Raw genomic sequence first — 24,623 nt, 5'->3', positions numbered from 1 at the left:
CACCGCCTGCCCGGGAGCGGGTGTGAAGTTCATGCACGAAAACCCGTGCATGAAAACTCGTGCACCGCTACCGTGGGAGCATGGCAGAACCTCGCCCCGCCGATCTCAAGGCACTCAAGGCGCTCGCGAATCCGTTGCGGCAGCGGATTCTCGAGGCGCTCGCCGCGTCCGGACCGGCGACGTCGACGACGCTCGCCGAACGGCTGGGCGTGACCAGCGGCGGGACCAGTTACAACCTGCGGGTGCTGGCGGAGAACGGGTTCGTCGAGGAGCTTCCCGAACGCGCGCGCGGGCGCGAACGCTGGTGGCGGGTGGCGGATTACGACCTGCGGCTGCCGCCCGCGGACGAACGCGACGATCCGGCCAAGGCGGCGATCGGCGAGCTGCACCGGCTGTGGCTCGCGGGCGACACCGAGCTGTACGAACGGTTCGAGCGCGAACGGCCGCGGCTCGGGGAGTGGGCGGACGCGATTCCGTACTCGCGCGGCGCGATCACCGTGACGCTGGACGAGCTGGGGGACTTCTTCGAGGCGTATCTCGCCTTGCTGCGCCGGTATCAGCGGCCGGACGACGAGACGCCGGAGGGGGCGCGCCGGGTCGAGACGCGGATGATCGCGTTCCCGGCGCCGAGCGGAGAGGAGGCCGTCCAAGACTGACTTGGAGGAGGCCCTGGGTGCCGAGCGGCAACTCGGCACCCAGGAATAAGGGAAAACGTCGCACGATCTCCCGAAGCAAGGAGAACACTTCATGCTGCCCTGGGGCAAATCGCGGCTCGCCGCCGCGATCCTCGCGCTGGGCTCGGTCCTGCCGACCGCCCAGCAAGCGCAAGCACACCCGTCCGCCGACGTCAGCTTCACGGGCTCGGGCGGAATCACGTTGCACGGCACGGTATTCCGGCCGGAAGGGCCAGCGAAGTCCGCGATCGTCCTGCAAGGAGGGTCGGACTGGCGGACCCGGGACAATCTCCGGTTGCAGGCCGAGATGTTCACGCGGCTCGGCGTCACGACGCTCGTGTACGACCGGCGTACCAGCGGTTATTCCAAAACCCAGCGCGATTACGGCGTGCTGGCGGACGATCTGGTCTCGGCGGTGCACGCGTTGCGGGCTCAGTCCGGAACTGCGGAGGTTGGCGTCTGGGGCGTCAGCGAGGGTGCGTGGGTCGCGCCGCTCGCGGCGACGCGGACGGCCGACATTTCGTACGTGATCACCGTCGGCGGATCCGGGTTGGGCGGAGCTAGACAGACTTCCTGGTATTGGGGGAATGTCCTTCGCCACCAAGGGATTTCCGGTTCGCTGCTGACGACCTTGCCGGTGCGGGGAACGCGCTTCGCGGTCGGGGCTGGACTGTTTCCCGAGGCGGATTACGACCCGGTGCCGGTATTGCGGCGGCTGAAGCAGCCGATCCTGGCGTTGTGGGGCGACCTCGACATCAACCATGTGCCGGTCGAGAGTTCGCGGATTTTCGCGGACGCACTGGCCGGACACCCGAACCACACGATTCGGTTCGTCGCCGGCGGCGGGCCGGATCTGTACGCGACCAGCGACGCCGGGTTCGACCGGTTGCCCCGGGTCGTGTCCGGTTATCCGGCGATTGTCGGGGAATGGCTGGCGGATCGGCAGGGCGTGCACGTCGAGACCGCGGCGTTCACGCAGCGGCCGACCGAAGCGCTCCAACCGCTCTCCTTGTGGGAATCTGTTTGGGCGCAAGGGGTCGCACTCGCCTTGCTGCTCGGCGGGTTCGCGGTCGGCGGTGTGGTCGCGTTGATGCGTCGCCGGGGGACTAGGTCGTCGCGGTGGCTGGCCGGGTTAGGAACGGCGACTGTCGCCGGGTTCGTCGGAATGCTTGGCTGGGCGCAGTTGTCCGGGATGAAGGATCTCGGACCGGTGTTCGTCGGGCGGCCGTTGCCGTGGCTGGCGGTGCAAGCGCTGGCGGTCGCGACGGTGGTGGCGTTGGCGATCACCCTGGTGGGGCTGCGGAAACCGGACCGGCGGCGCGGGGCGGTCGCACCGCTCGTGGCCGGGCTGGTGTTCGTTCCCTGGGCGGTCTACTGGGGACTGCTGCTGCCGTGAACCGGGCGCGGCCACCCGGGCGCAGCGGGTGGCCGCGGTCCGGATCAGCCGATGGTCGTGGTCGTGAAAACCGGGCTCGGGTTCGGGAAGCACGCCGTCGGCGCGGTCACGTCGCCGATGATGCTGCTGGCCACGGCCTTGAAGGTCAGGCCGGGGTCGCTGTAGCTGGTGCCGGACAGTTTGGTCTCGATCTTGCCGGAGTCGCCTGCTTTGAGGTGCGCGGTGACGGTCGGCAGTTCGAAGGTCGAGCCGCCGGCGATCGGGCCGGGGAAGCTCAGGGTCGCGACGCCGCTGGCGACGCTGATCGTCGGCGGGGTGTCGCCGAGGCCGGAGCCGCCGGCGAGGTCGGCGCTGACGTAGGTCGAGTTCGCCGGGATCGGGAACTTCAGTGCGAAGGTGTTGATGTTCTTGACTTTGTTGCCGCCCACGTCGCTCGGGACGGTGTTGGGCGCGGGGTCGATGACGACGTCGAACGCGCCGCCGGGGGCGACCGTCGCGGGTGCGGTGACGTCGGCGTTCTGGGTCAGCGACACCTGCTGCGGGCCGACCACCGGTGCGTCGGCCTGGCAGTCGAAGGTGATCGCGGTCGCGGCGGACGCCGGGGCCGCGAGGGCGAGCGGAAGGGCGGCGACCGCCGTCAGCGCGGCCAGCCGGTAAAAGTGAGGTGCTTTCATCTGTGTGCTCCTACCTGCGGGTTTCACGGGGGAGAGAGAAAGCTGCGCAGCGATTAGAGAGTTACCGGCAAGTTAAGTAGCGCGTCAAGGATTGACCGTTCACGGGTGCGCACCGTGACGGAAAATGTGAATGCTGCTCACCTTGTGGCGGTAGGAGTGGTCTGATCGGCCGTTCGGGTCTACCGACGGTGGTCCGACAGGGCGAGCCAGGCCGGGCCACCGGCGTGGGCTGCCCGGTGCGACTGTCAGGCGGCGGTCCGCAGCAGCCCGGAGATCGCGGAGGCATACCGGCCGATCACGACGTCCGCCACGCGCGGGTCGTCGGCGAGCGGTTCGGCGATGAACGCGTCCGGGTCGGCGTCGCGGGCCAGCAAGGCGATCCGGTCCGGCAGCAGGCCGGGGGCCAGGAACCACGACGCCACCACGAGATGCCGTACGCCGCGATCGCGCAGGCGAGCGGCGGCGGCCGGGATGTCCGGCTGAGTGGCGCTGGCGAACGCTTCGCTGACCGGCAGGCCGAGCTGCTTTTCCCAGCGTGCGGCCACTCCGGCGACGACCGCGTTGGCCTCGGGATTGGACGAGCCGACCGCGCTCAGCAGCACGCCAGTCTCGCTGCGGCGGCGGGCTCCGGCGAGCCGGTCGAGGGCGACGGCTTCGAGTGCCGGGTCAGCGCCCAGCACGTCCGACACCTGGATCCGGAACCCGGGGCACTCCGCGGCCACCTCGGCGACCAGCGCGGGCAGGTCGACCCGCGCGTGGAAAGCGCTGCCCAGCAACAGCGGCACCACGACCGCGGAGCGATGCCCTTCCGCGTAAAGGCCGCGCAGCACATCGGTGACGCGCGGCTCCGACAGGTCGAGGAACGATTCGTGCACGCCCAGCCCCGGCGCCTGCGCACGGACGACGTCGACCAGCGCCCGCACCGTCGTGGCGGAGCGGGGGTCACGACTGCCGTGCGCGACGGCGACCAGGGGAGGCGTCACGAGAACCGTTCTCCGACGAGACCGGCGGCAAGGGTGTCGCCGTCCTTCGGGTCGATCACCAGGAACGCGCCGGTGCGCGGGCTCACGCCGTAGTCGTCCACCGGCAGCGGTTCGGCCAGCTGCAGGCTGACGCTGCCGATGTCGTTGAGCTCCAAGGTTTCCGGAGAGTCCACACTGGAGAGTGTCTGCTCGTCGAACCGGGCGTGCAACTCGGTGGTCAGCCCCTGTACGGTCCGGGCGCCGTGCTTGACCAGCACGCGCGCACCGGTCTTGAGCGGCTTCGAGGACAGCCAGCAGAGCGTGCCGGTGATCTCGTCAGTGACCTCCGGCGGCGCGTCGGCGGCCGCGATCAGGTCGCCGCGGCTGATGTCGATGTCGTCGGCGAGCAGCAGGGTCACCGAGGTTCCGGCACCAGCCTCGTCCAACGGGCCGTCCGCGGTGTCGATCCGCTCGACTCGGCTGCGGATCCCTTGCGGCTGCACGACGATCTCGTCGCCAGGACGCACCGTGCCAGCGGCGATCTGACCGGCGTAGCCGCGGTAATCCGGGTACTCGGCGGTGCGCGGGCGGATCACGTACTGCACGGGGAAACGCAGCGCGGAATCGTGCGGGTCCGGCGCCACCGGCACGTTTTCGAGGTGTTCCAGCAGCGACGGCCCGTCGTACCAGGGGGTTTTCCCGGACCGGGTCGCCACGTTGTCGCCGACCAGCGCGGAAACCGGGATCGAGACCACGGACGCCGAGTCGTAGCCCAGCGATTCCGCGTGCGCGGTGAACTCCTTGGCGATGACGCCGAAGGTGTTCTCGTCGTAGTCGACGAGGTCGATCTTGTTCACCGCCAGCACCAGCTGCGGCACGCCCAGCAGGGCGAGCACGGCCGCGTGCCGCCGGGTCTGCTCGACCACGCCGTTGCGCGCGTCGACCAGCAGCACCCCGAGCTGTGCGGTGGACGCGCCGGTGACCGTGTTGCGGGTGTACTGCACGTGCCCCGGCGTGTCGGCGAGCACGAACGACCGCTTCGGCGTGGCGAAATACCGGTACGCGACGTCGATCGTGATGCCCTGCTCGCGCTCCGAGCGCAGGCCGTCGACGAGCAGCGAAAGGTCCGGAGTGGACAGTCCTTTGTCGACAGACGCGCGGGTGACCGCGTCGAGCTGATCGGCGAGGACGGACTTGGTGTCGTACAGCAGCCGCCCGACCAGCGTGGACTTCCCGTCGTCCACGCTGCCCGCGGTGGCCAGCCTCAGCAGGCTCGACATCAGAAGTAGCCCTCCCGTTTGCGGTCTTCCATGGCCGCCTCGGACATCCGGTCGTCGGCGCGGGTGGCGCCGCGTTCGGTGAGCCGCGAAGCCTGGACCTCGGCGATCACCTCGTCCACAGTGGACGCTGTGGACTCGATCGCGCCGGTGCACGAACCGTCGCCGACGGTCCGGTAGCGCACGCTCAGCTCGCGGACGTCCTCGCCGGGACGCGGCCCGCCCCACGGGCCTTCGCTGAGCCACATGCCGTCGCGCTGGTAGACCGCGCGCTGGTGGGCGTAGTAGATCGAAGGCAGTTCGACCTTCTCGCGGGCGATGTAGTTCCACACGTCCGCTTCGGTCCAGTTGGACAGCGGGAACACGCGGACCTGCTCGCCCGGACGGTGCCGCCCGTTGTACAGATTCCACAGCTCCGGCCGCTGCCTGCGCGGCTCCCACTGGCCGAAAGCGTTGCGCAGGCTGAAGATCCGTTCCTTCGCGCGCGCCCGCTCCTCGTCGCGGCGACCGCCGCCGAAGACCGCGTCGAACTTGTTCTCCGCGATCGTCTCCAGCAGCGGCGTGGTCTGCAGCGGGTTGCGCAGGCCGTCGGCGCGTTCCTCGAGCCGGCCGTCGTCGATCCAGTCCTGGACCTTCGCGACGACCAGCCGCAGCCCGTGCTTTTCGACGACCCGGTCGCGGAATTCGAGGACCTCGTCGAAGTTGTGCCCGGTGTCCACGTGCAACAGCGGGAACGGCACCGGCGCGGGCCAGAAGGCCTTGATCGCCAGGTGCAGCATCAGCGTCGAGTCCTTGCCGCCGGAGAACAGGATCACCGGCCGGTCGAACTCGCCCGCGACCTCGCGGAAGATGTGGATGGCCTCGGACTCGAGGGCGGCCAGGTTGTCGACAGCCGCGTCGGCCGCCGGTTCCAAAGTCGTCATGCGTCCTTCCTCAGCCATGCAATCCGCACTCCGTCTTGGACTGCCCGGCCCACCGGCCGCTGCGCGCGTCCTGCCCCGCCTCGACCTTCGCCGTGCACGGCGCGCAGCCGATCGAGAGGTAGCCGATCGACACCAGCGGGTTCTCCAGAATCCCGTTCGAGTGCAGGTAGCCGTTGAACTCGTCGTCGGTCCACGCCGCGATCGGGTTGATCTTCACCAGGCCGTTGCGCTCGTCCCAGGTGACGATCGGCGTGTTCGCGCGGGTCGGCGCGTCCACCCGGCGCACGCCGGTGACCCACGCCGAGTACTTGCCGAGCGTCTGCCGCAGCGGCACGACCTTGCGCAGGAAGCAGCACTGGCCGGGGTCGCGTTCGTGCAGCTTCGGCCCGTACTCCGCGTCCTGCTCGGCGACGCTCTGCTCGGCCTGCGCGTTGACGATCCGCACGTCCGGGTACACCGTCTGCACCGCGTCGCGCACCCCGAGGGTTTCGGCGAAGTGGTAGCCGGTCTCCAGGAACAGCACGTCCACCGCGGGCTTGACCTTCGTGGCGAGGTCGATCAGCACGGCGTCCTGCATGTTCGACGCCACGATGAAGTCGTCGCCGAAGGTCTCGGCCGTCCAGCGCAACGCCTCTTCGGCGGTCGCGTCGGCCAGTTCCTTCTCGGCGCGTTCGGCCAGCGCCCGGTAGTCCGCGACCGCGGTCACTGCAGCACCCCTTCGTCCGCCCGCAACGCCCACTGCGGGAACCGTTCGCCCGGCTCGCGGTCCGCGACGTACGCGCGCACCACGCGTTCCACGTACTCGACCAGTTCGCCCGCGGTGACCTTGTGGCCGCGCAGCTTCCGGCCGAATCCGGCGTCGAGCCCGAGCCCGCCGCCGAGGTGCACCTGGAAGCCCTCGACCTGGTTGCCGTCGGCGTCGCTGACGATCTGGCCCTTGAGCCCGATGTCCGCGGTCTGCACGCGGGCGCAGGAGTTGGGGCAGCCGTTGAGGTGCACCGTCACCGGCGTTTCCAGCTGGGCGTTGATGTCGGCGAGCGACTTCTCCAGATCCGCCACCAGTTGCTGCGCGCGCACCTTCGTCTCGACGATCGCGAGCTTGCAGAACTCCAGCCCGGTGCACGCCATCACGCTGCGCCGCCACGGCGACGGCTTGGTCTGCAGGCCCAGCTCGGCCAGCTCCGTCTCCAGCGCGGGGACCGCGGCCTCGGGCACGTCGAGCACGACCAGTTTCTGGTGCGGGGTCAGCCGCACCCGCCGCGATCCGGCGCGCTCGGCCGCCTCGGCGACCGCGATCAGCGTGCTGCCCGACACCCGCCCGGCGATCGGCGCGGCCCCGACGTAGAAGTTGCCGTCCTTCTGCCGGTGCACGCCGACGTGGTCGATCGGGGTCGCGGGGTTCTCCGGCGGCGGGCCGTCGATCAGCTTCCGCTTGAGGTACTGCGACTCGAGAACTTCACGGAATTTTTCGATACCCCAGTCCTTGACCAGGAACTTCAGCCGGGCCTTCGACCGGAGCCGCCGGTAGCCGTAGTCGCGGAAGATGGAGACGACGCCTTCCCACACCTGGGGCACCTCGTCCAGCGGGATCCACGCGCCGAGCCGCTTCGCGAGCATCGGGTTCGTGGAGAGCCCGCCGCCGACCCACAGGTCGAGGCCGGGGCCGTGCTCGGGGTGGTTGACGCCGACGAAGGCGATGTCGTTGATCTCGTGCACGATGTCCGGCAGTCCGGAGATCGCGGTCTTGAACTTGCGCGGCAGGTTGGCGAAGCGCGGGTCGCCGATGTAGCGCTCGAGGATCTCGTCGATCGCGGGAGTCGCGTCGAGCACCTCGTTCTCGGCGATGCCGGCGACCGGGGAGCCGAGCACGACGCGCGGGCAGTCGCCGCAGGCCTCGGTGGTGCTCAGGCCGACGGCCTCGAGCCGCGACCAGATCGAGGGCACGTCCTCGATCTGGATCCAGTGGTACTGGACGTTCTGCCGGTCGGAGATGTCGGCGGTGTCGCGCGCGTGCTCCTTCGAGATCTCGCCGATCACCCGCAGCTGTTCGGTGGTGAGGGCGCCGCCGTCGATCCGGACGCGCATCATGAAGTAGCGGTCGTCCAGCTCCTCGGGCTCCAGCAGGGCGGTGCGGCCGCCGTCGATGCCGGGCTTGCGCTGGGTGTAGAGGCCGAACCAGCGGAACCGGCCGCGCAGGTCGCCCGGGTCGATCGAGTCGAAACCCCGGTGCGCGTAGATGTTCTCGATCCGCGCGCGGACGTTGAGCGGGCTGTCGTCCTTCTTCGAGCGCTCGTTCGGGTTCAGCGGCTCCCGGTAACCGAGCGCCCACTGACCCTCGCCCCGCTTCTGGCGTGGCCGGGGCGCGGCGCCCTTCGGGGGCGTTTCACGCGTGGGTGCGGACATGGAGATCCTCCGGGCGGGGTTGTCGAGGCGGCTCCGGCGGCCCGCCGCGGCGTCGGCGCGGGGCGGGAGCGGTGCCGGTCGTCCAGGTGGTGGGCTGGGCAGGCGTTGCGCGGGAGTCAGCGAACAGGCCGGCAGAGCGCGCTCGCGACCCGGAGAAGGTCGACGTGGCGGCGCGCCACGAGAAGGACACCGGCAGGACTCACCGGCTCAGATTGCCACGCGGGCCGAACGTCGTCCAAGGGCGTCCGGATCGTGGGAGAAGGCTCACTGGAAGGGTGCGAAACGGCTCTGGATGTGCATTGGCCGGGCGATCTGCCAGGTCTTTCCCGGCTTTCGGACGCATCGTGGGACGGTTTCGGGCGGTTGTCAACCGGGTGCGCGAGGGGTGGCGCATCGTTCGGCGGCCGAACTTTCCGCCGGGTGGCGCGCCGGTTCGCGGTCCGTGAGGGGAACCCTGAGGGAATCAGAGTCCCTCAGGGTTCCCCTCACGGACGTGAAGCTGGCTCAACCAGCTCAGGGTGTTGGGGGCGGGGGCGCGCGGGAGTCCGCGGCAGGCGGGGGAGAATGGACGTCGTGCCTGTTCCCGACACTCACCGTCCTCCCGCCGGACTTCCCGAGACCGCGCTCGCCGGTCTTGGCACCCGTCCGTTCGGCGTGTACGTCCACGTGCCGTTTTGCGCGACCCGCTGCGGTTACTGCGACTTCAACACCTACACCGCGGGCGAACTCGGCTCCGCCGCCTCGCCTCGGTCGTGGCTGGACGCGCTGCGCCGCGAGCTGGAGCTGGGCGCGGAGATCCTCGGCAACGCACCCCAGGCAGAGACGGTGTTCGTCGGCGGCGGAACGCCGTCCATGCTCGGCGCGGACGGGCTGGCCGAGGTGCTCGACGGCGTCCGGTCGGTGTTCGGGCTCGCGCCGGGCGCGGAGGTGACGACCGAATCGAACCCGGAGTCCACTTCGCCCGAGTTCTTCGCGGGCATCCGTGACGCGGGTTACACCCGGGTGTCGCTGGGCATGCAGTCCGCAGCCCGGCACGTGCTGAAGGTGCTCGACCGCGTGCACACGCCCGGCCGTCCGGTCGACGCCGCGCGCGAAGCCCGGGCCGCCGGGTTCGAGCACGTGAACCTCGACCTGATCTACGGCACGCCGGGGGAGCGGGTCGAAGATCTGCGCGCGTCGCTCGACGCGGTGTTGTCGGCCGGGGTCGATCACGTCTCGGCGTATGCGCTGATCGTGGAGGACGGCACCGCGCTGGCCCGCCGGGTGCGGCGCGGCGAATTGCCCGCGCCGGACGACGACACGCTGGCCAGCTACTACGAAATGATCGACTCCGTCCTCGCCGGCGCGGGTTTGACCTGGTACGAGGTGTCGAACTGGGCGAGCGACGAGGCCGCGCGGTGCCGCCACAACCTCGGCTACTGGCAGGGCGGCGACTGGTGGGGCGCCGGGCCGGGCGCGCACAGCCACGTCGGCGGCGTGCGGTGGTGGAACGTCAAGCATCCGGCCAAGTACTCGAGCCTGCTCGCGGAGGGGCAGAGCCCGGAGGCGGATCGCGAGGTGCTCACCGAGGAGGACCAGCACCTGGAGCGGATCATGCTGGAGCTTCGGATCTCCGACGGCCTCGCGTTGTCGGCGCTCGACGAGTCCGGGATCAAGGAAGCGAGGGCGGCCGCCGCGGAGGGGCTGCTCGAAGTGTCCGATTTGGACAGTCGGGGCCGTGCGGTGCTGACCGACCGCGGCCGGTTGCTCGCGGATGCCGTGGTCCGGCGGCTGGCCGGCTGAATTTTCGCCCGCCGGGCATAAATCCGTTCGATCGTTTGTTGGGCTAAGCATACGAGCGAGGGAGACGCGTATGCCGCAGGCGGTCAGATACGGCGAACACGGCGGGATCGAAGTGCTGCAGCTGGCCGAAGTGCCTCGGCCGGCGCCGGAATCCGGGCAGGTGCTCGTCCAGGTCCGGGCCGCGGGCATCAATCCGGGGGAAACGAAGATCCGCGTCGGCGCGCTGGCGGAGCGCTGGCCGTCCACCTTCCCCTCCGGGCAGGGCAGCGACCTGGCCGGGGTAGTGGTCGAGCTGGGCGCGGACGTCGAAGAAATCCAGGCGGGGGACGAGGTCGTCGGTTTCGTGCACACCCGCTCCAGCCACGCCGAGTACGTGCTGGTTCCGGCGGAGCATCTCGTGCCGAAGCCGAACGGGCTGTCGTGGGAGGTCGCGGGCGGGTTGTTCGTGGCCGGAACGACTGCGTACGCCGCGGTCGGGGCTGTGTGCCCGCGCGAGGGCGAGACAGTCGTCGTGTCCGGGGCGGCCGGCGGGGTCGGTTCGCTGGCCGTGCAACTGGCGAAGCTCACCGGCGCGACCGTGATCGGCATTGCCAGCGAAGCGAACCACGAGTGGTTGCGCGAGCACGACGTCGTTCCGATCGCGTACGGCGAAGGGCTCGAAGAGCGGCTCCGGGAGCTGACTGGCGACCAGGTGCACGCGTTCATCGACACTTACGGCGACGGTTACGTCGAACTCGCCTTGCGGCTCGGCGTCTACCCCGGCCGGATCGACACGGTGGTCGACTTCGACGCCGCCGAGAAGTACCGCGTGAAGACCGACGGCAACATCGCCGGGGCGAGCGCCGAGGTCATGCGCGACCTCGTTGCCTTGGCGGACAAGGGATTGCTCGACGTCGAGGTCGCCGCGACGTACCCGCTGGCCGAGGTCCAGGCCGCCTATCGCGAGCTGGAACAGGGCCACACGCGCGGCAAGATCGTGCTCACTTCCTGACCATCGCCGCCAGCCCGGCCACGAACGCCTCCAAGGCGAATTCGAGCCGGGCCTGGCTGGTGTCCGCGTTGAAGAATTCCCCGGCCTGCAACAGGTTCGGGAACGCGCTCGCGGGCAGCGACTGCATGTAGTCCGCCATCTGCCGCTCGCGCTCGCTCATTTTCTCCGGGTCGTAATCGCCGAACGTCCAGCCGCTGGCTTCGTAGGCGAAGGCTTTGGTGTACGTGCTCAACGCGTCGCTGGCGAACATCGCCTGCTGCAGATCCAGGCCGCCCGCGCGCAGCAGTTGAAGCATGACTTCGCCCTGCCGCAAGGAATTCGGCGTCACCGGGATCGGTGTCTGCCACGCGACTTTCGCGATGCCCGGATACGCCACCATCGCCCGGATCTGGTGCCGCACTTGCTCTTTGACCTGTTCGGTCCACCGCTGCGGATCCGGCTCGGGACAGGGCACTTCGCTCAGCGCCGCGTCGAGCAGCAGTTCGTCCAGTTCCTCTTTGTTGGCCACGTACGCATAAAGCGACGCGGGCCCGGTCTCCAGCTGCTGCGCGACCCGCCGCATCGAGACGGCGTCAATGCCCTCGGCGGCGAGGATTTCGAGCGCGGTTTTCACGATCAGTTCCTGCGACAGCATCTGCTTCGCGGCGCGCCGGCGCGGGCTCGGCGTCCGGCGCCAGGGCGGGGGCGGTGCGGTCATCCCCGAAGCCTAGACGAACCCCGCACTTGACGCGAACGGTGTTCGTGAGTACAACTGGACCTCGTACGCGAACGACGTTCGTTAAGGAGAAAAGCATGTCGCAGCACGAAGAAGTCCTGTCCGTTCTCGCCCGTCTCGCCGACGCTTGGAACAGCGGCGACGCGACCGCCTACGGGAACCTGTTCACCGAAGACGCCGACTACGTGACCTTCTTCGGACTCCGGTCCGTCGGGCGCCAGGTGATCGCGGACTCGCATCGCGAGCTGTTCCAGGGACCGCTGAAGGGCTCGAAGCTCACCGGCTGGGGCGAGCCGCGGGTGCGGTTCCTGCGGGACGACGTCGCGGTCGTCGTGACCGGCGGCGGCTCGTCGCTGACCGGGGGCGACGACCCGGCAGCCGAGGGGCGGGAGAGTTCGCTGACCTACGTGCTGGTGCGGGGCGACGAGGGCTGGCGGATCACCGCTTTCCAGAACACGCGGGTCTCGAAGCCGTGGGAAGCATGAGGACGATCGTCGAGGTCTCCGGCGTCGTTCCCGCCGCGCCGACCGAGGTGTTCGCGCGGCTGGAAAGGCAGTTGACGGCTTCGGATTACTCGATGAAGCTGGAAGTCGACCGCTCGCGCCGGTTCCTGGCCGCACAGGGCGGCTGGTGGTACCGCGGGGAGTACGAGGTCGCCGACGACCCGGCCGGATCCCGCGTCACGCACCGCGTCCGGAACGCCGCGACCGGGCAGTGGTGGGCAGTACTGCTGGCGAACCGGTTCTTCGCCGGGTTCCGGGACCGGGTCGGGGCGGGTTTCCGGGCAATGCTCGCCGAACTCGGGGACGGCGGCACTGGGCGGAACGGGTGAGGGCGCGTACGGTGGGAGACGCGACTTAGGTAAACCTTACTGAAACAGGGGTGTTCGATGGCGGAAGGTCCGGCGCGCAAGGGGAGGACCGCGGTGCGGCTGGAGGTGCTGCGCAAGGAGCACCTCACCCCGCACATGATCCGGATCGTGGCCGGCGGCGAGGGGCTCCGCGATTTCCGCCCGAACGAGTTCACCGACGCGTACGTGAAGGTGATCTTCAAGGTGGACGAGGTGGAGTATCCGGAGCCGTTCGACCTGAACCGGATCCGCGAGGAACTGCCGCGCGAGCACGCGCCGCGGATGCGCACGTACACAGTCCGCTCGTACGACGAGGCGGCGGGCGAACTGGTGCTCGACTTCGTGGTCCACGGCGACGAGGGGCTGGCCGGGCCGTGGGCGCAGCGCGCACAGCCCGGTGACGAGCTGCTGCTGGCCGGTCCGGGCGGGGCGTACGCGCCGCGCGCCGACGCCGGCTGGCACCTGCTGGTGGGCGACGAGTCGGCGGTGCCCGCCATCGCCGCCGCGCTCGAGGCGCTGCCGCCGGGGGCGCTGGCGCACGTGTTCTTGCTGGTGGCGGACAAGTCGGAGCACCAGCCGCTCGCGACGAAGGCCGACGCGCAGGTCACGTGGCTGCACCGCTCGGCGGCCGACGATCTGGTCGCCGCGGTGAAGGCGCTGCCGTGGCCGGGCCAGGACGTGCACGCGTTCGTCCACGGCGAGGCCGGGTTCGTGCGGGAGCTGCGGCGGTACCTGTTCGACGACCGCGGCGTCGCGCGGGACGCGGTGTCGCTGTCCGGATACTGGCGCGAGGGCAAGAACGACGAAGCCTGGCGCGAGGAAAAGGCAGCGGAGCGGAAAACGGCCGCTTCGGCGTAAGGTCGCCGCCATGGCGACCGAGGTGAAGGTGGAGGCCGATCCGGCCGACGCGGGTTTCGACGGGGCACGGCTGCGGCGGATCGACCGGCATTTCGCCCGGTACGTCGACGACGGCTTGCTGCCCGGCTTCCTCGCGGTGGTGAGCAGGCACGGCCGGATCGTGCACGTCGCGTCGCACGGCGCGCGGGATGTCGAGGCCGGTGCCCCGGTCGAGACTGACACGATCTGGCGGATCTTCTCGATGACGAAGCCGGTCACCTCGGTGGCGGCGATGACGTTCGTCGAGGAAGGCCTGATCGACCTCACCGACCCGATCTCGCGGTGGCTGCCGGAATTCGCCGAGCCGCGGGTGTATGCGAAGGGTTCGGCGCTGGCTCCGGTCACCGAGCCGGCGACCGAACCGATCCGCCTGTGGCACCTGCTTTCGCACACCTCGGGCCTCACCTACGGCTTCCACCACACGCACCCGGCCGACGCGATCTACCGCGCCGGCGGGTACGAATGGGGCACGCCGCCGGGGCTGGACCTGGCGGAATGCACCAAAGCGTGGGCGCGGTTCCCGCTCGTCTTCCAGCCGGGTGCGGAGTGGAACTACTCGGTGGCCACCGACGTTCTCGGCCGCCTGGTCGAGGTGCTGGCGGGGAAGCCGCTCGACGAGGTATTCGCCGAGCGGATCTTCGGCCCGTTGGGCATGACGGATACCGGCTTCTGGACTTCGGACACGGACCGTCTGGCGGCTCTGTATCTGCCTGCGCCCGGGACGAAACAGCTGGTGCGCAACGACGCCTTCGGTGCGGTCGGAACGTCGCGCCCGGCTTGCCTTTCCGGCGGCGGAGGTCTGGTCTCAACAGCGGCTGATTATCACCGGTTTACGCAGATGTTGTTGCGCCGCGGGGAATTGGACGGGGTGCGGGTGCTGAGCCCGCGGACGGTCGACCTGATGACGGCCAATCACCTGCCGGGGCATGTGGATCTGGAGGCGTACGGACGGCCGCTGTTCGCGGAGATGCCTTTTGACGGGTATGGGTTCGGGCTGGGGTTCTCGGTCCTGATCGACTCGGTTAAGGCGAAGACCCTTGCTACGCCGGGGGAGTACGCGTGGGGTGGGGCGGCTTCGACAGCGTTCTGGGTGGATCCGGATGAGGACTTGACGGTCGCGTTTTACACGCAACTGCTGCCGTCGTCGACCCATCCGATCCGGCAGCAGCTGCGGCAGCTGGTTTATCAGGCGATGCTGGACTGATCAGGCGGTCAGCTTGGGAATCACCTGCGCCCCATAAGCCGCCAACGTCTCCTCCCTCTCGTCATGCATCAGGTACAGCGCGAACTGGTCCACCCCCAGCTCCGCCAATTCCTCCAGCCGAGCGATGTGCGAAGATGCCGGGCCGAGCAAGCAGAACCGGTCCACGATCTCGTCTGGGACGAACGCCGTCGACGGGTTGCCCGCGCGTCCGTGGTGGGAGTAGTCGTAGCCTTCGCGCTCGCGGATGTAGTCGGTCAGCTCGCGCGGCACCGGGCCGGACGAGCCGTAGCGGGACACCAGGTCTGCGACGTGGTTGCCCACCATTCCGCCGAACCATCGCAGCTGTTCCCGTTGGTGTGCCAGGTCTTCGCCGACATACGCGGGAGCCGCGACGCAGATCGTGATTCCTCCGGGGTCGCGGCCGGCCGCGCGGGCGGCGTCCCGGACCGCGCCGATGGTCCAGCGGGCGATGGCTGGGTCGGCGCATTGCAGGATGAAGCCGTCCGCGTGTTCGCCGACGGTTCGCAGCGCCTTCGGGCCATACCCGGCCATCCACATTTCCAGCCGTCCGCCGCGGATCCACGGGATGCGGACCGCGGTGTCGTTCATCGTGACTTCGCGGCCTTCGGCGAGATCCTTGACCACGCGCATGCAGTCGCGCACGGTGGCCAAAGTGGACGGCGGGCGGCCGACGACCCGGTGTGCGGAGTCGCCGCGGCCGATGCCGCATACCGTGCGGTTGCCGAACATGTCGTTGAGCGTCGCGAAGGTCGACGCCATCACCGACCAGTCCCGCGTGCCCGGACTGGTCACCATCGGCCCCACGACCAGCGCCGACGTCGCTTCGAGGATCCGTGCGTAGATCACGAACGGTTCCTGCCACAGCACGCACGAGTCGAACGTCCAGCCGTACCGGAACCCGGCGTCCTCGGCGGCCTTCATCATCCGCACGACCTCCGCCGCGGGCGGGTCGGTCTGCAGCACGATCCCGAAATCCATCAAGCCCTCAATTCAGATACTGATTGAGTTCGCGGGAAAGGAACTTCCCGTGCCCGGGGCTGCCGTGGAAGCCATCCGGCGACACCACGACCCGACCGCGCGACAGTACAGTGTGGACCTTCCCGGTGAGCGAAAAGCCTTCGTACGCCGAGTAGTCCACGTTCATGTGGTGCGTCGCCGCCGAGAGCGTCTGCGTTGCCGACGGGTCGTAGACAACGATGTCCGCGTCCGAACCCGCCGCGATCACGCCCTTGCGGGGGTACAGCCCGAACATCCGCGCGGGCGTCGCCGAGCACGTCTCGACCCAGCGGCCCAGCGAGATCTCGCCCGCGACGACGCCCTGGTGCAGCAGGTCCATTCGGTGCTCGACGCCCGGCATCCCATTCGGGATCGCCCGGAAGTCGCTGCGCCCCAGCTCTTTCTGGTCCTTGAAGCAGAACGGGCAATGGTCGGTGGACACGACGGACAGGTCGTTGGTGCGCAACCCGCGCCACAGGTCGGCCTGGTGCGATTTCTCCCGCAGCGGCGGGGAAGCCACGAACTTGGCGCCTTCGAAATCGGGCTTCGCCAAGTCCTCAATGGACAGATAGAGGTACTGCGGGCAGGTCTCGGCGAAGACGTTCTGCCCGTTATCCCGCGCTTCGGCGACCGCGGCGAGCGCCTGGGAGGCCGACAGATGCACGATGTACAGCGGTGAACCGGTCACCTGCGCGAGCCGGATCGCCCGTGAGGTCGCCTCGCCTTCCAGTTCGGGAGGCCGGGTCAGGCCGTGCTGTACCGGGTCGGTGTGTCCGGCGGCGACTGCCTGCGCGGCCAGTTCGTCGATCGCGATGCCGTTTTCCGCGTGCATCATGATCGTCGCGCCGATCTCGCGCGCCTGTTGCATGGCGCGCAGGATCTCCCCGTCCGTGGAGTAGAAAACGCCGGGGTAGGCCATGAACATCTTGAAACTGCCGACGCCGCCGTCGACGCACCCGCGCATTTCCTTCAAAGTGGAGTCGTTGACGTCCGACACGATCATGTGGAATCCGTAGTCGATCGCGCAGTTGCCGTCCGCTTTGGAATGCCATTTGTCCAGTGTGGACAACAGCGACGTTCCCTTGGCCTGCACGGCGAAGTCGATGATCGTCGTCGTCCCGCCCCACGCGGCGGCGATGGTACCGGTCTCGAAGGAGTCGACGGAATGCGTGCCGCCGAACGGCATTTCCATGTGCGTGTGCGCGTCGATTCCGCCGGGCAGGACGTACTTGCCGGTCGCGTCAAGAGTCTCGTCGCCGGTCAGCGTGCCGGGAGCGCCTACCGCCGCGATGGTTTCGCCGTCCACCAGCACGTCGGCGGCGACCGCGCCGGACGGCGAAACTACTTGCCCGCCTTGGATCAGGGTAGTCATCAGGCCTCCGCGAGCGGGCCGTAGCTGTCCGGGCGGCGGTCGCGGTAGAACTGCCACAGGTCGCGGACCTCGGCGATCCTGCCCATGTCGAGATCGCGGACCACGATCTCCTCTTCGGTGTCCGACGCCGCCTCGCCGACGAGCTGGCCGCGTGGGTCCGCGAAGTACGATTGTCCGTAGAAGTCGTTGTTGCCCAGCGGTTCCACGCCGACCCGGTTGATCGTGCCCACGTAGTACTCGTTCGCTACCGCGGCGGCGGGCTGCTCAAGCCGCCACAGGTACTCCGAGAGTCCACGGCTCGTCGCCGACGGGTTGAACACGATCTGCGCCCCGGCCAGCCCGAGTGCGCGCCAGCCTTCGGGGAAGTGCCGTTCGTAGCAGATGTACACGCCGATCCGGCCGACCGCGGTGTCGAAGACCGGATAACCGAGATTGCCCGGCTTGAAGTAGAACTTCTCCCAGAATCCCTTCACCTGCGGAATGTGGTTCTTGCGGTGCATTCCGAGGTATTTCCCGTCGGCGTCGATCACCGCGGCGGTGTTGTAGTAGACGCCTGGCTGTTCCTGCTCGTACATCGGCACCACGAGCACCACGCCGTGCCGCTCGGCGACCTCCTGCATGAGCTTCGTGGTGGGGCCGTCCGGGATCGCCTCGGTGTAGGAGTAGAAGTCCGCGTCCTGCACCTGGCAGAAGTACGGACCGTAGAACAGTTCCTGCAGGCACACCACCTGCGCGCCTTGCGAAGCCGCCTTGCCGATGGCGTCGACCGCGTTCGCGATCATCGACTCCTTGTCACCCGTCCACCGCTGCTGGATCAAGCCGGCTCGGACCGTGTCAGACACTGGTTTCCTCCTCGTTCCGGTGCGCGTTCAAGGGAAGGCTGAACAGGATGTAGGCGAGGAAAGCGCCGACAAATCCTACTGCCCAGTTGTAGTCGTACAAAGGCTTCAGGAACGGAATCAGGCCGTCCGCCGGGAACGGACCGCCGTAGGCGCCGCCCACCGCGAGCACCGCGCCGATCAGCGTCGCGACGAGCGCGCGCCAGTGCCAGCCCGCGGTGAACCAGTACTGCCCGCTCGGCAGGTACAGGTCGGCCAGCTTCAGCCGGGTCCGTTTCACCACCCAGTACCCGGCGACGAGGACCCCGGCGACCGCGCCGAGCAGCCCGCCGTAGAAGCCGAGCCAGGCGAAAATGTAGATGTCCGGGTCGGAGTAGAGCCGCCAGGGCTGGATCAGGATGCCGATCACGCCGGTGATCAGCCCGCCGAGGGCGAAGGTGATCCGCTTCGGGAAAGCGTTGGAGAAGTCGTAGGACGGGCTGACGACGTTCGCCGCCAGGTTGGCCGAGATCGTCGCCAGCACCAGCGCGATCAGCGCGACGACCACCACGACCGGGCTGGAGAACTTGTCCGCCAGCTGCGCCGGGTCCCAGATGTCCTGCCCGTAGAGCACGTGGCCGCCGGACGTGGTGAGGATGGCGACGACCGCGATGAACGTCATCGTCGTCGGCAGCCCCAGGACCTGGCCGCGCATCTGCTTGCGCTGGCTGCCGCCGAAGCGGGTGAAGTCCGGCATGTTAAGCGACAGCGTCGACCAGAACGCGATCATCGCCATCAGCGACGGCGCGAACACCTTCCAGAAGCCCGGCCCCCAGCCGAGTTTCCCGCTGTCGTGCAGGATCGGGCCGAGCCCGCCCGCCTTCACCAGCACGTAGCCGAGCAGGATCAGGAACCCGACCGACACCAGCGGCGCGGTCCAGTTCTCGAACTTGCGGACCGCCTCCATGCCGCGCCAGATGATCAGCATCTGCACGAGCCAGAACACCGCGAACGACAGCCACATCGTCCAGTGCTGCCCGGCGATCACCGCCGAATCGCGCCACCCGGATCCGGCCAGCCGCCCGACGATCACGTAGATCGCCTCGCCGCCCACCCAGGTCTGGATGCCGAACCAGCCGCACGCGATGAACGCGCGCAGCAACGCGGCGAGGTTCGCGCCGCGCAGGCCGTAGAACGCGCGGGCGAACACCGGGAACGGGATGCCGTATTTGGTGCCCGCGTGGCTGTTGAGCAGCATCGGCGCGAGCACGATCAGGTTCCCGATGGTGATCGTGATCAGCGCTTGCAGCCAGTTCATGCCGAGCGCGATGAGCGACGCGGCCAGTGCGTACGAGGGGATGTTGTGCGCCATCCCCATCCACAGCGCGAAATAGTTGTAGGTCGTCCAGGTCCGCTTCTCGACCGGGACCGGGGCCAGTTCGTCGTTGAAGAACCGGCTGCCTCGCAGCGCCCGCACGTCGCCGAGGTCCACCCGGCTGTGCTCACGTGTCGTCGGCTCCATTGCGGAATCCTGCGCGCCGGGCGGGGGCCGGGGGCAGAGACAGACTGTTCACTGTTCGGACGCCCTTGGCGCAGTCTGTCGATTGCGCCGAACCGGGCCCGAGTGCATGACCTGCGTTACAACCCGCTCGTGACGTGCGCGCAAACCGGGGGAAACATCTCCACCGGATCTCCACAGCTCACCCGGATGGCCTCCACGGCGATTGCTTAAAGTCGGCGGCATGGACAACGGGGGAAGACGGGTGCTGGTCGTCGAGGACGACCTCACCATCGCCGCGTCGATCGATGCCCGGCTGAGCGCGGAGGGGTTCTCCGTGACCGTCGCGCACGACGGTCCCGCGGCGGTCGAGGCGGAGGCGGCGACCAGTCCCGACCTGGTGGTTCTCGACGTGATGCTGCCCGGGTTCGACGGTCTCGAGGTGTGCCGCCGGATCCAGGCGCGACGGCCGGTGCCGGTGCTCATGCTCACCGCGCGTGCCGACGAGACCGACCTGCTGGTCGGCCTCGGCGTCGGCGCGGACGACTACCTCACGAAGCCGTTCTCGATGCGCGTGCTGTCCGCGCGGATCCAGGCGTTGCTGCGGCGGGTCGAGCGGTCTTCGGCGGCGGCGGAAGACCGGATCGTGCTGGGGGACCTGGAGATCGACATCGCCGAACGGCGGGTTCGCCGAGGGGGCGAACCCGCCCAGCTGACGCCGATCGAATTCGACCTCCTGGTGCATTTCGCGCGCCGGCCGCGCGCGGTCCAGCCGCGGGAACGGCTGCTGAGCGAGGTGTGGGACTGGGATGTGCAGGCGACCGGAGCCGGTACCCGGGCGGTGGACAGCCACATCAAGGCGCTGCGGCGGAAACTGGGGGCCGATTTGATCCGGACGGTGCACGGCGTCGGATACGCGTTGGAGGTTCCCGCGTGAGAGTGCTGGTGGCGAAAGCTGTCGATCTGCTGCCGAGGCCGCTCGACCCGATCCGGTCGGTGAAGCTGAAGCTGGCGATCCTGATGGTGGCGTCCGGCGCGATCGCGTTCGGGTTCTTCCGGTACCAGATCGGCTGGCTGCCGCCGCAGACGACGGTGATGGCCATGGTGATCGCGTTGGTGACGTCGCAGATCCTGGCGCACGGCATGACCCGTCCGCTGCGCGAAATGACCGCAGCTGCGGGCGAAATGGCGAAGGGCGACTACACCCGCCGGATCCGCGCCACCGCGCGCGACGAGGTCGGTTCGCTGGCGGCGGCGTTCAACCAGATGGCCGCCGATCTGTCCACCGCGGACCAGCAGCGCCGGGAGCTGATCGCGAATGTCTCGCACGAACTGCGGACGCCGATCACCGCGCTGAACGCCGTCCTGGAGAACCTGGTCGACGGCGTCGCCTCGCCGGATCCCGCGACGCTGCGCACCGCGCTGAACCAGACCGAGCGCCTGGGCAGGCTGGTCACCGAACTGCTGGACCTGTCGCAGATCGACGCCGGAACCCTGCCGCTGGACCGATCGACGGTCGACCTGGCGGACCTGCTCGCCGAGGTCGCCGCCGAGGCGGAGGCGATGGCCGCGGCGGCGGGCCGGGGAGTCCGGTTCACGGTCTCGGTGACCCCGCCGGGAGCGACGGTGCCCGCCGATCGGGAGCGGCTGTACCAGGTCGTGGTGAACCTGCTGGAGAACGCCGCGCGGCACGGTCCGGCCGGGGGAGAGGTGGCGGTGGTGGCCCGGGTCGAGGCCGGGGAGGCGCGGATCGAGGTGCACGACCAGGGGCCGGGGATCGCGGAACCGGACCGGGACCGGGTGTTCGAGCGGTTCACCCGGGGAGAACGCGCCGGGGGCGGCGGGACCGGACTCGGGCTGGCGATCGTGCGGTGGGTGGTGGAACTGCACGGCGGGACGGTCGCGGTGGTCGACGCGGAACCCGGCCGGGCGGCTGCTGGGGGTGGCGGGCCGGGTTGCCGGATTCGGGTGACGTTGCCTGCTTGAGCCAGGCTTTGCGTCAGCGACTGAGCTGCCGTCGGGATGGAGCCAAGGGGGCTCGGCTAGCTGCAGTGGCGCGCTGCTCGACGGGACTGCCGGGCTCAAGGCGATCGGGGAAGCAGCGGCCGGGCGCTGAGGTCGGTGGTTGATCGCGGTCGGCTGACAGGCCCTTCCGCGGATCTCCGCTGGCCGAGTGCTCACGTTCCCGCAGCGCCTCCGCCGAAGCACTTCGGCCAACCGGCTCCCGAGCTCTCCTGAACCTGCTCATTTCTCCTTGTCGGGAGCGAAGTCCCGACCGATGTTTGCTAATGCGAAGAGAGGTTTCATGTCCGAGGACGTCGAAGTCCGGCCCGCGCACGCCGTTCCGCCCGGGATTGTGGTGATCGACCAGCGGCGGTCGGGACCGCGGCCGTTGTTCGCCCGGGCCGAGGCAGCGGTGCCGGGCGGCGCGAGGCTGGCGGCGGTCGCCGTCGCGGTGGTCGCTGCCGCGCTGGTGCCGGTCGACCGGCCGGGGATCGGGTGGGTGGTGTCGGCGGCGCTGGCGGGTGTCGCGGTGCTGGTCGTGCGGGTGGGGCAGGGGCCGCGATGGCGTCGCGCGGGGTGGGGAGCGCTGGCGATCGCGTTGCTGGGCGTCGGATCGGTGCGGGCAGCGGACTGGTTGTTCGTGCTGTGCGTGCTGGCGGCGGGAGTCGCGGCGTCGCTCGCGGTGGTCGGCAGGCGAACCGTGCACGGCACTACCTACGACGCCCTCGCGATTCCCCTTGAAGCTTTCCGCGCGGTGCCGTGGGTGCTTCGCCGCACGCGGCGTCCGGGGCGTGGCCAGGCGCGGGTTTTCGCGGCGGTGCTGGTGTCCGCGCTGGTGGTGGTCGTGTTCCTCCCGCTGCTGATCAGCGCGGACGACACCTTCGCGCACTTCGTCGGCGACCTCGTCCCGACCGTGCGACCCGATTCGGTTTTCCAGTGGGCGTTGGTGTTCGCCGTGACCTTCGGCGGTGCCGCCGGTGCCTTCCTGATCTCCGCGGACCCCTTGCCGGAACGGGAAAACCGGACGTCCACGGTCGGCGACCGTCTGCTGTGGACGGCGGCGTTGGCCACGCTGGCGTTCCTGTTCACCGTCTACGCCCTGGTGCAGGCGGTAGCCCTTTTCGGCGGCACGGACTACGTCCTCCGCACCGACGGCCTCACCTCGGCCGACTACGCCCGCGGCGGCTTCTGGCAGCTCTGCGCCTGCACGGTCCTGACGCTCGGCATCATCACCGCGGCCCTGCGCTGGGCCCCGAAAACCAGCCGCTCCGACCGGATTCTGCTGCGTTCGCTGCTCGGTGCCTTGGCGGTGCTGAGCCTGGTGCTGGTGCTGTCGGCGTTGAGTCGCATGTGGACTTACCAGCAGGCTTACGGGTTCACCGTGCTGCGCGTGGTGGTGGAGGTGTGCGAGATCTGGCTGGGCGTGGTGTTCCTGCTGACGGTCGCGACGCTGGGCACGCTCCGCGCGAGGTGGCTGCCCCGGGCGGCGATCGCGACCGGGGCGCTGGCACTGCTCGGGCTGGCCGCGGCGAACCCGGAAGCCTTGATCGCGGACGCCAACCTGGACCGGGCGGCGCACGGCAAGCCGCTGGATGTCCGCTATCTGAGCCGGTTTTCCGCGGATGTGGCCCCGGTCGTGGCGCAGCGCCGTTCCGACGCGGCCTGCCTGTTGCGCCCGATCGCCCGGACGCTGCCCGACGACGCTTGGCCTGCCTGGAACTTGAGCCGTTCCCGGGCCAGGGAGATCGTCCGGTCGCAGGCGCCGTGCGAATGACGGGCCTGTTTCACTTCCGGGGCACGGTCAGCCGCCAGTCGACCACGGGGTTTTCGTGCTGCGGGAGGTGCTCGGAGCGGCGCACCGCGCAGCGATGGCGCACCAGGTCGCGGCGCTCCGCCGGGGTCAGTTTCTCATCGCCGAACGGGCTTTCCTCGTCGATGTCCACGTTCGCGTCGACGTTGAACCGGTAGGCGTCCGCAGTCAGGTAGTCGCGGCGGAAGTCGGTCTTCCATTGCGAATTGCGTCCCCAGCCGAGCGATCCGTCGTTGGTCGGCCGATGGCGGCGCAGGAACGTATCCTCCAGCATCGACCGGTCCGCGATCCCGGCTGTCGCAAGGCGTTCCCCGGCTCGCACGGTGACACCGGCCCGGCCGAACAGCATCTCGCCGAGCATGAGGCACGGCCACCGCTCGGCCACGATCTCGATCGGCGCGTCCGGATCATCGCTCTGCTCGACGGCCGCGATCTCGTGAAAGAACGGATCGAACTGCGCGACCTCCACCTGTCGCAGGCCCAGCACGGAGAAAAAGCTGAGGTACTCGTCCGCGGTGACGCGCACTTCGTGCTCGGGCAGGTGCAATCGGTGCGCCCACGGCGGTTCGGTTCCGTCCGGAAGGCCGGGCTGGAAGCTCAGCAGCAGGAGATCGCTGATCCGGCTGAGCGCATACGCTTGCTCGAGCAGGTCGCCCCAGACGTATTCCGTCCGCTGCCATTCTCCGCAGACCGCCAGCGGGACGAGCAGTTCGCGTGCGGCGTCCGCATGCTTGTCGAGCCACGGGGAAAGCACGTTCGAGAACAACGCCGGGCCGGTGTGGTCGTGCACAACGTCGTACAGTTCGCGGAAGGTCGTCGGGGCCAGCACGACGCCGCAGCCTACGCGGAATCGCGACGGCGACCCACCGAATTGTTCGGTGCGGCAACCGATTCCGCCTCTGTCCGAGGAACGGCCCGGCGGCGTTCGCGACCGCCGGGCCGACCAGACCGCGCAGCCTAAAGCGCGAACACCCCGTTCGACTGGCTGTCCGCCGCGCACTTGTTCGGGTACGTCGCGCGATAGGTCACCCGCGTGCCCCGCCAGCTGCCCAGCGCCGTGACGTCCACCGGCGAGTAGATCATCGTGCACTTCTGCCGCCGCGGGGCAATCCGGGCGAAATCGCCGTTGACCGCGGTGAGGGTCGCGCAGGCGCTGTCGCGGTGGCGGTGCGTGCCGCCGGTGGGGTCGCAGGTCAGGGACGCGCTCGTGACGCGCCCGGAGGTCTCGTGCACGGTCAGCTGCATCGCGGACTCCGGGACGTGCGGGGCGGCCAGGCCGCCGAATCCGATCAGGGCGGCCGCGACCGGAGCGAAAGAAGAGAACACCATACGAGGGATATCGGCTCGCCGAACCCG

Annotated in this window: 25 protein-coding genes; 11 read left to right on the top strand and 14 right to left on the bottom strand. The window is 69.3% G+C overall.

From position 1 onward, the window contains the following. The first annotated feature begins 80 nt into the window (after positions 1-80). Positions 81-656, top strand: a complete 576-nt coding sequence (locus ACFORO_RS32220) for an ArsR/SmtB family transcription factor (protein ID WP_377873404.1) — start codon at positions 81-83, stop codon at positions 654-656. Between the two features lie 91 nt (positions 657-747). Then, entirely contained in the window at positions 748-2,070 is a 1,323-nt protein-coding gene (locus ACFORO_RS32215; protein WP_377873403.1) for an alpha/beta hydrolase family protein, read from the top strand. A 44-nt stretch (positions 2,071-2,114) separates the two neighbouring features. Here the strand turns inward: ACFORO_RS32215 and ACFORO_RS32210 are convergent, their stop codons facing one another. The 7 genes from ACFORO_RS32210 to ACFORO_RS32180 all read right to left on the bottom strand — a co-directional run bounded on the left by ACFORO_RS32210 (position 2,115) and on the right by ACFORO_RS32180 (position 8,512). Continuing rightward, positions 2,115-2,744: a cyclase gene (locus ACFORO_RS32210; RefSeq protein WP_377873402.1), complete on the bottom strand. Its 630-nt coding sequence runs from the start codon at positions 2,742-2,744 to the stop codon at positions 2,115-2,117. A 245-nt stretch (positions 2,745-2,989) separates the two neighbouring features. After that, positions 2,990-3,727 (bottom strand): sirohydrochlorin chelatase, encoded by a 738-nt coding sequence (locus ACFORO_RS32205; RefSeq protein ID WP_377873401.1) that lies wholly within the window; start codon positions 3,725-3,727, stop codon positions 2,990-2,992. Continuing rightward, the gene (locus tag ACFORO_RS32200; protein ID WP_377873400.1) at positions 3,724-4,986 is read right to left on the bottom strand and encodes a sulfate adenylyltransferase subunit 1; all 1,263 of its coding nucleotides are present in this window, start codon (positions 4,984-4,986) and stop codon (positions 3,724-3,726) included. Before ACFORO_RS32200 ends, ACFORO_RS32205 begins: the two co-directional genes overlap by 4 nt. Next, complete coding sequence (gene cysD, locus ACFORO_RS32195) at positions 4,986-5,906, bottom strand: sulfate adenylyltransferase subunit CysD (protein WP_354736832.1); 921 nt, start codon at positions 5,904-5,906, stop codon at positions 4,986-4,988. The genes ACFORO_RS32200 and cysD overlap by 1 nt, the downstream gene beginning before the upstream one ends. A 10-nt stretch (positions 5,907-5,916) precedes the next feature. Further along, on the bottom strand, positions 5,917-6,612 hold the full coding sequence (locus tag ACFORO_RS32190; protein ID WP_354736834.1) for a phosphoadenylyl-sulfate reductase: 696 nt from the start codon (positions 6,610-6,612) through the stop codon (positions 5,917-5,919). Then, on the bottom strand, positions 6,609-8,309 hold the full coding sequence (locus tag ACFORO_RS32185; RefSeq protein ID WP_377873399.1) for a nitrite/sulfite reductase: 1,701 nt from the start codon (positions 8,307-8,309) through the stop codon (positions 6,609-6,611). Before ACFORO_RS32185 ends, ACFORO_RS32190 begins: the two co-directional genes overlap by 4 nt. Before the next feature lie 116 nt (positions 8,310-8,425). Continuing rightward, positions 8,426-8,512, bottom strand: coding sequence for a putative leader peptide (locus ACFORO_RS32180; protein ID WP_350540000.1), 87 nt, complete (start codon positions 8,510-8,512; stop codon positions 8,426-8,428). Positions 8,513-8,873: 361 nt separating this feature from the next. Here ACFORO_RS32180 and hemW point away from each other — a divergent pair, with 361 nt between their 5' ends. Together hemW and ACFORO_RS32170 are read left to right on the top strand one after the other, a co-directional pair. After that, positions 8,874-10,091 carry a radical SAM family heme chaperone HemW gene (gene hemW / locus ACFORO_RS32175; protein ID WP_377873398.1) on the top strand — a complete coding sequence of 406 codons (1,218 nt, stop codon included), beginning with the start codon at positions 8,874-8,876 and terminating at the stop codon, positions 10,089-10,091. A 70-nt stretch (positions 10,092-10,161) separates the two neighbouring features. Beyond that, positions 10,162-11,082: an NADP-dependent oxidoreductase gene (locus ACFORO_RS32170; RefSeq protein WP_377873397.1), complete on the top strand. Its 921-nt coding sequence runs from the start codon at positions 10,162-10,164 to the stop codon at positions 11,080-11,082. Here the strand turns inward: ACFORO_RS32170 and ACFORO_RS32165 are convergent. Continuing rightward, the gene (locus ACFORO_RS32165; protein WP_377873396.1) at positions 11,072-11,779 is read right to left on the bottom strand and encodes a TetR/AcrR family transcriptional regulator; all 708 of its coding nucleotides are present in this window, start codon (positions 11,777-11,779) and stop codon (positions 11,072-11,074) included. The two genes, ACFORO_RS32170 and ACFORO_RS32165, sit on opposite strands and share 11 nt — an antisense overlap. A 95-nt stretch (positions 11,780-11,874) precedes the next feature. Here ACFORO_RS32165 and ACFORO_RS32160 point away from each other — a divergent pair, with 95 nt between their 5' ends. From ACFORO_RS32160 to ACFORO_RS32145, 4 genes are read left to right on the top strand one after another with little or no spacing between them, the layout of a single operon-like run. Next, a complete protein-coding gene (locus ACFORO_RS32160; protein ID WP_354736846.1) occupies positions 11,875-12,282 on the top strand; it encodes an SgcJ/EcaC family oxidoreductase in 408 nt (135 codons plus the stop codon). Further along, positions 12,279-12,629 carry a hypothetical protein gene (locus ACFORO_RS32155; protein WP_377873395.1) on the top strand — a complete coding sequence of 117 codons (351 nt, stop codon included), beginning with the start codon at positions 12,279-12,281 and terminating at the stop codon, positions 12,627-12,629. The genes ACFORO_RS32160 and ACFORO_RS32155 overlap by 4 nt, the downstream gene beginning before the upstream one ends. Positions 12,630-12,686: 57 nt before the next feature. Further along, the gene (locus ACFORO_RS32150; RefSeq protein ID WP_377873394.1) at positions 12,687-13,505 is read left to right on the top strand and encodes a siderophore-interacting protein; all 819 of its coding nucleotides are present in this window, start codon (positions 12,687-12,689) and stop codon (positions 13,503-13,505) included. A 10-nt stretch (positions 13,506-13,515) separates the two neighbouring features. Beyond that, complete coding sequence (locus ACFORO_RS32145; RefSeq protein WP_377873393.1) at positions 13,516-14,748, top strand: serine hydrolase domain-containing protein; 1,233 nt, start codon at positions 13,516-13,518, stop codon at positions 14,746-14,748. On the opposite strand, the gene ACFORO_RS32140 is transcribed toward ACFORO_RS32145, so the two are convergent. From ACFORO_RS32140 to ACFORO_RS32125, 4 genes are read right to left on the bottom strand one after another with little or no spacing between them, the layout of a single operon-like run. Beyond that, entirely contained in the window at positions 14,749-15,747 is a 999-nt protein-coding gene (locus tag ACFORO_RS32140; RefSeq protein ID WP_354736854.1) for a TIGR03842 family LLM class F420-dependent oxidoreductase, read from the bottom strand. It abuts the gene before it with no gap. Between the two features lie 7 nt (positions 15,748-15,754). Beyond that, the gene (gene hydA, locus ACFORO_RS32135; RefSeq protein ID WP_377873392.1) at positions 15,755-17,137 is read right to left on the bottom strand and encodes a dihydropyrimidinase; all 1,383 of its coding nucleotides are present in this window, start codon (positions 17,135-17,137) and stop codon (positions 15,755-15,757) included. Continuing rightward, entirely contained in the window at positions 17,137-17,979 is an 843-nt protein-coding gene (locus ACFORO_RS32130; RefSeq protein WP_377873391.1) for a nitrilase-related carbon-nitrogen hydrolase, read from the bottom strand. Before ACFORO_RS32130 ends, hydA begins: the two co-directional genes overlap by 1 nt. Beyond that, complete coding sequence (locus tag ACFORO_RS32125; protein WP_354736859.1) at positions 17,972-19,477, bottom strand: NCS1 family nucleobase:cation symporter-1; 1,506 nt, start codon at positions 19,475-19,477, stop codon at positions 17,972-17,974. Before ACFORO_RS32125 ends, ACFORO_RS32130 begins: the two co-directional genes overlap by 8 nt. A 241-nt stretch (positions 19,478-19,718) precedes the next feature. Here ACFORO_RS32125 and ACFORO_RS32120 point away from each other — a divergent pair, with 241 nt between their 5' ends. From ACFORO_RS32120 to ACFORO_RS32110, 3 genes are all read left to right on the top strand, one after another. Further along, positions 19,719-20,390 (top strand): response regulator, encoded by a 672-nt coding sequence (locus ACFORO_RS32120; RefSeq protein ID WP_377896699.1) that lies wholly within the window; start codon positions 19,719-19,721, stop codon positions 20,388-20,390. After that, positions 20,387-21,439 carry a HAMP domain-containing sensor histidine kinase gene (locus ACFORO_RS32115; protein WP_377873390.1) on the top strand — a complete coding sequence of 351 codons (1,053 nt, stop codon included), beginning with the start codon at positions 20,387-20,389 and terminating at the stop codon, positions 21,437-21,439. The genes ACFORO_RS32120 and ACFORO_RS32115 overlap by 4 nt, the downstream gene beginning before the upstream one ends. A 319-nt stretch (positions 21,440-21,758) precedes the next feature. Beyond that, positions 21,759-23,231: a DUF4153 domain-containing protein gene (locus tag ACFORO_RS32110; protein WP_377873389.1), complete on the top strand. Its 1,473-nt coding sequence runs from the start codon at positions 21,759-21,761 to the stop codon at positions 23,229-23,231. 10 nt (positions 23,232-23,241) lie between these two features. On the opposite strand, the gene ACFORO_RS32105 is transcribed toward ACFORO_RS32110, so the two are convergent. Continuing rightward, complete coding sequence (locus ACFORO_RS32105; RefSeq protein WP_377873388.1) at positions 23,242-24,096, bottom strand: hypothetical protein; 855 nt, start codon at positions 24,094-24,096, stop codon at positions 23,242-23,244. A gap of 128 nt (positions 24,097-24,224) precedes the next feature. Next, positions 24,225-24,596 carry an SSI family serine proteinase inhibitor gene (locus ACFORO_RS32100; protein WP_354736867.1) on the bottom strand — a complete coding sequence of 124 codons (372 nt, stop codon included), beginning with the start codon at positions 24,594-24,596 and terminating at the stop codon, positions 24,225-24,227. Positions 24,597-24,623 lie beyond the last annotated feature (27 nt).

This window comes from Amycolatopsis halotolerans (assembly GCF_042647905.1).
In the GTDB taxonomy this organism is placed as follows: Bacteria; Actinomycetota; Actinomycetes; order Mycobacteriales; family Pseudonocardiaceae; genus Amycolatopsis; species Amycolatopsis halotolerans.
The sequence above is the reverse complement of the archived record's forward strand: the minus strand, read 5'-3'. Positions and strand labels throughout refer to the sequence as shown.

What these genes read in the sequence shown, in the direction of transcription:
- ACFORO_RS32160 (WP_354736846.1), top strand. Translation starts at nt 11,875, where the DNA reads ATGTCGCAGCACGAAGAAGTCCTGTCCGTTCTCGCCCGTCTCGCCGAC.
- hydA (WP_377873392.1), bottom strand. Translation starts at nt 17,137, where the DNA reads ATGACTACCCTGATCCAAGGCGGGCAAGTAGTTTCGCCGTCCGGCGCG.
- cysD (WP_354736832.1), bottom strand. Translation starts at nt 5,906, where the DNA reads ATGACGACTTTGGAACCGGCGGCCGACGCGGCTGTCGACAACCTGGCC.
- hemW (WP_377873398.1), top strand. Translation starts at nt 8,874, where the DNA reads ATGGACGTCGTGCCTGTTCCCGACACTCACCGTCCTCCCGCCGGACTT.
- ACFORO_RS32210 (WP_377873402.1), bottom strand. Translation starts at nt 2,744, where the DNA reads ATGAAAGCACCTCACTTTTACCGGCTGGCCGCGCTGACGGCGGTCGCC.
- ACFORO_RS32110 (WP_377873389.1), top strand. Translation starts at nt 21,759, where the DNA reads ATGTCCGAGGACGTCGAAGTCCGGCCCGCGCACGCCGTTCCGCCCGGG.
- ACFORO_RS32185 (WP_377873399.1), bottom strand. Translation starts at nt 8,309, where the DNA reads ATGTCCGCACCCACGCGTGAAACGCCCCCGAAGGGCGCCGCGCCCCGG.
- ACFORO_RS32220 (WP_377873404.1), top strand. Translation starts at nt 81, where the DNA reads ATGGCAGAACCTCGCCCCGCCGATCTCAAGGCACTCAAGGCGCTCGCG.
- ACFORO_RS32150 (WP_377873394.1), top strand. Translation starts at nt 12,687, where the DNA reads ATGGCGGAAGGTCCGGCGCGCAAGGGGAGGACCGCGGTGCGGCTGGAG.
- ACFORO_RS32155 (WP_377873395.1), top strand. Translation starts at nt 12,279, where the DNA reads ATGAGGACGATCGTCGAGGTCTCCGGCGTCGTTCCCGCCGCGCCGACC.
- ACFORO_RS32140 (WP_354736854.1), bottom strand. Translation starts at nt 15,747, where the DNA reads ATGGATTTCGGGATCGTGCTGCAGACCGACCCGCCCGCGGCGGAGGTC.
- ACFORO_RS32125 (WP_354736859.1), bottom strand. Translation starts at nt 19,477, where the DNA reads ATGGAGCCGACGACACGTGAGCACAGCCGGGTGGACCTCGGCGACGTG.
- ACFORO_RS32215 (WP_377873403.1), top strand. Translation starts at nt 748, where the DNA reads ATGCTGCCCTGGGGCAAATCGCGGCTCGCCGCCGCGATCCTCGCGCTG.
- ACFORO_RS32100 (WP_354736867.1), bottom strand. Translation starts at nt 24,596, where the DNA reads ATGGTGTTCTCTTCTTTCGCTCCGGTCGCGGCCGCCCTGATCGGATTC.
- ACFORO_RS32170 (WP_377873397.1), top strand. Translation starts at nt 10,162, where the DNA reads ATGCCGCAGGCGGTCAGATACGGCGAACACGGCGGGATCGAAGTGCTG.
- ACFORO_RS32145 (WP_377873393.1), top strand. Translation starts at nt 13,516, where the DNA reads ATGGCGACCGAGGTGAAGGTGGAGGCCGATCCGGCCGACGCGGGTTTC.
- ACFORO_RS32165 (WP_377873396.1), bottom strand. Translation starts at nt 11,779, where the DNA reads ATGACCGCACCGCCCCCGCCCTGGCGCCGGACGCCGAGCCCGCGCCGG.
- ACFORO_RS32200 (WP_377873400.1), bottom strand. Translation starts at nt 4,986, where the DNA reads ATGTCGAGCCTGCTGAGGCTGGCCACCGCGGGCAGCGTGGACGACGGG.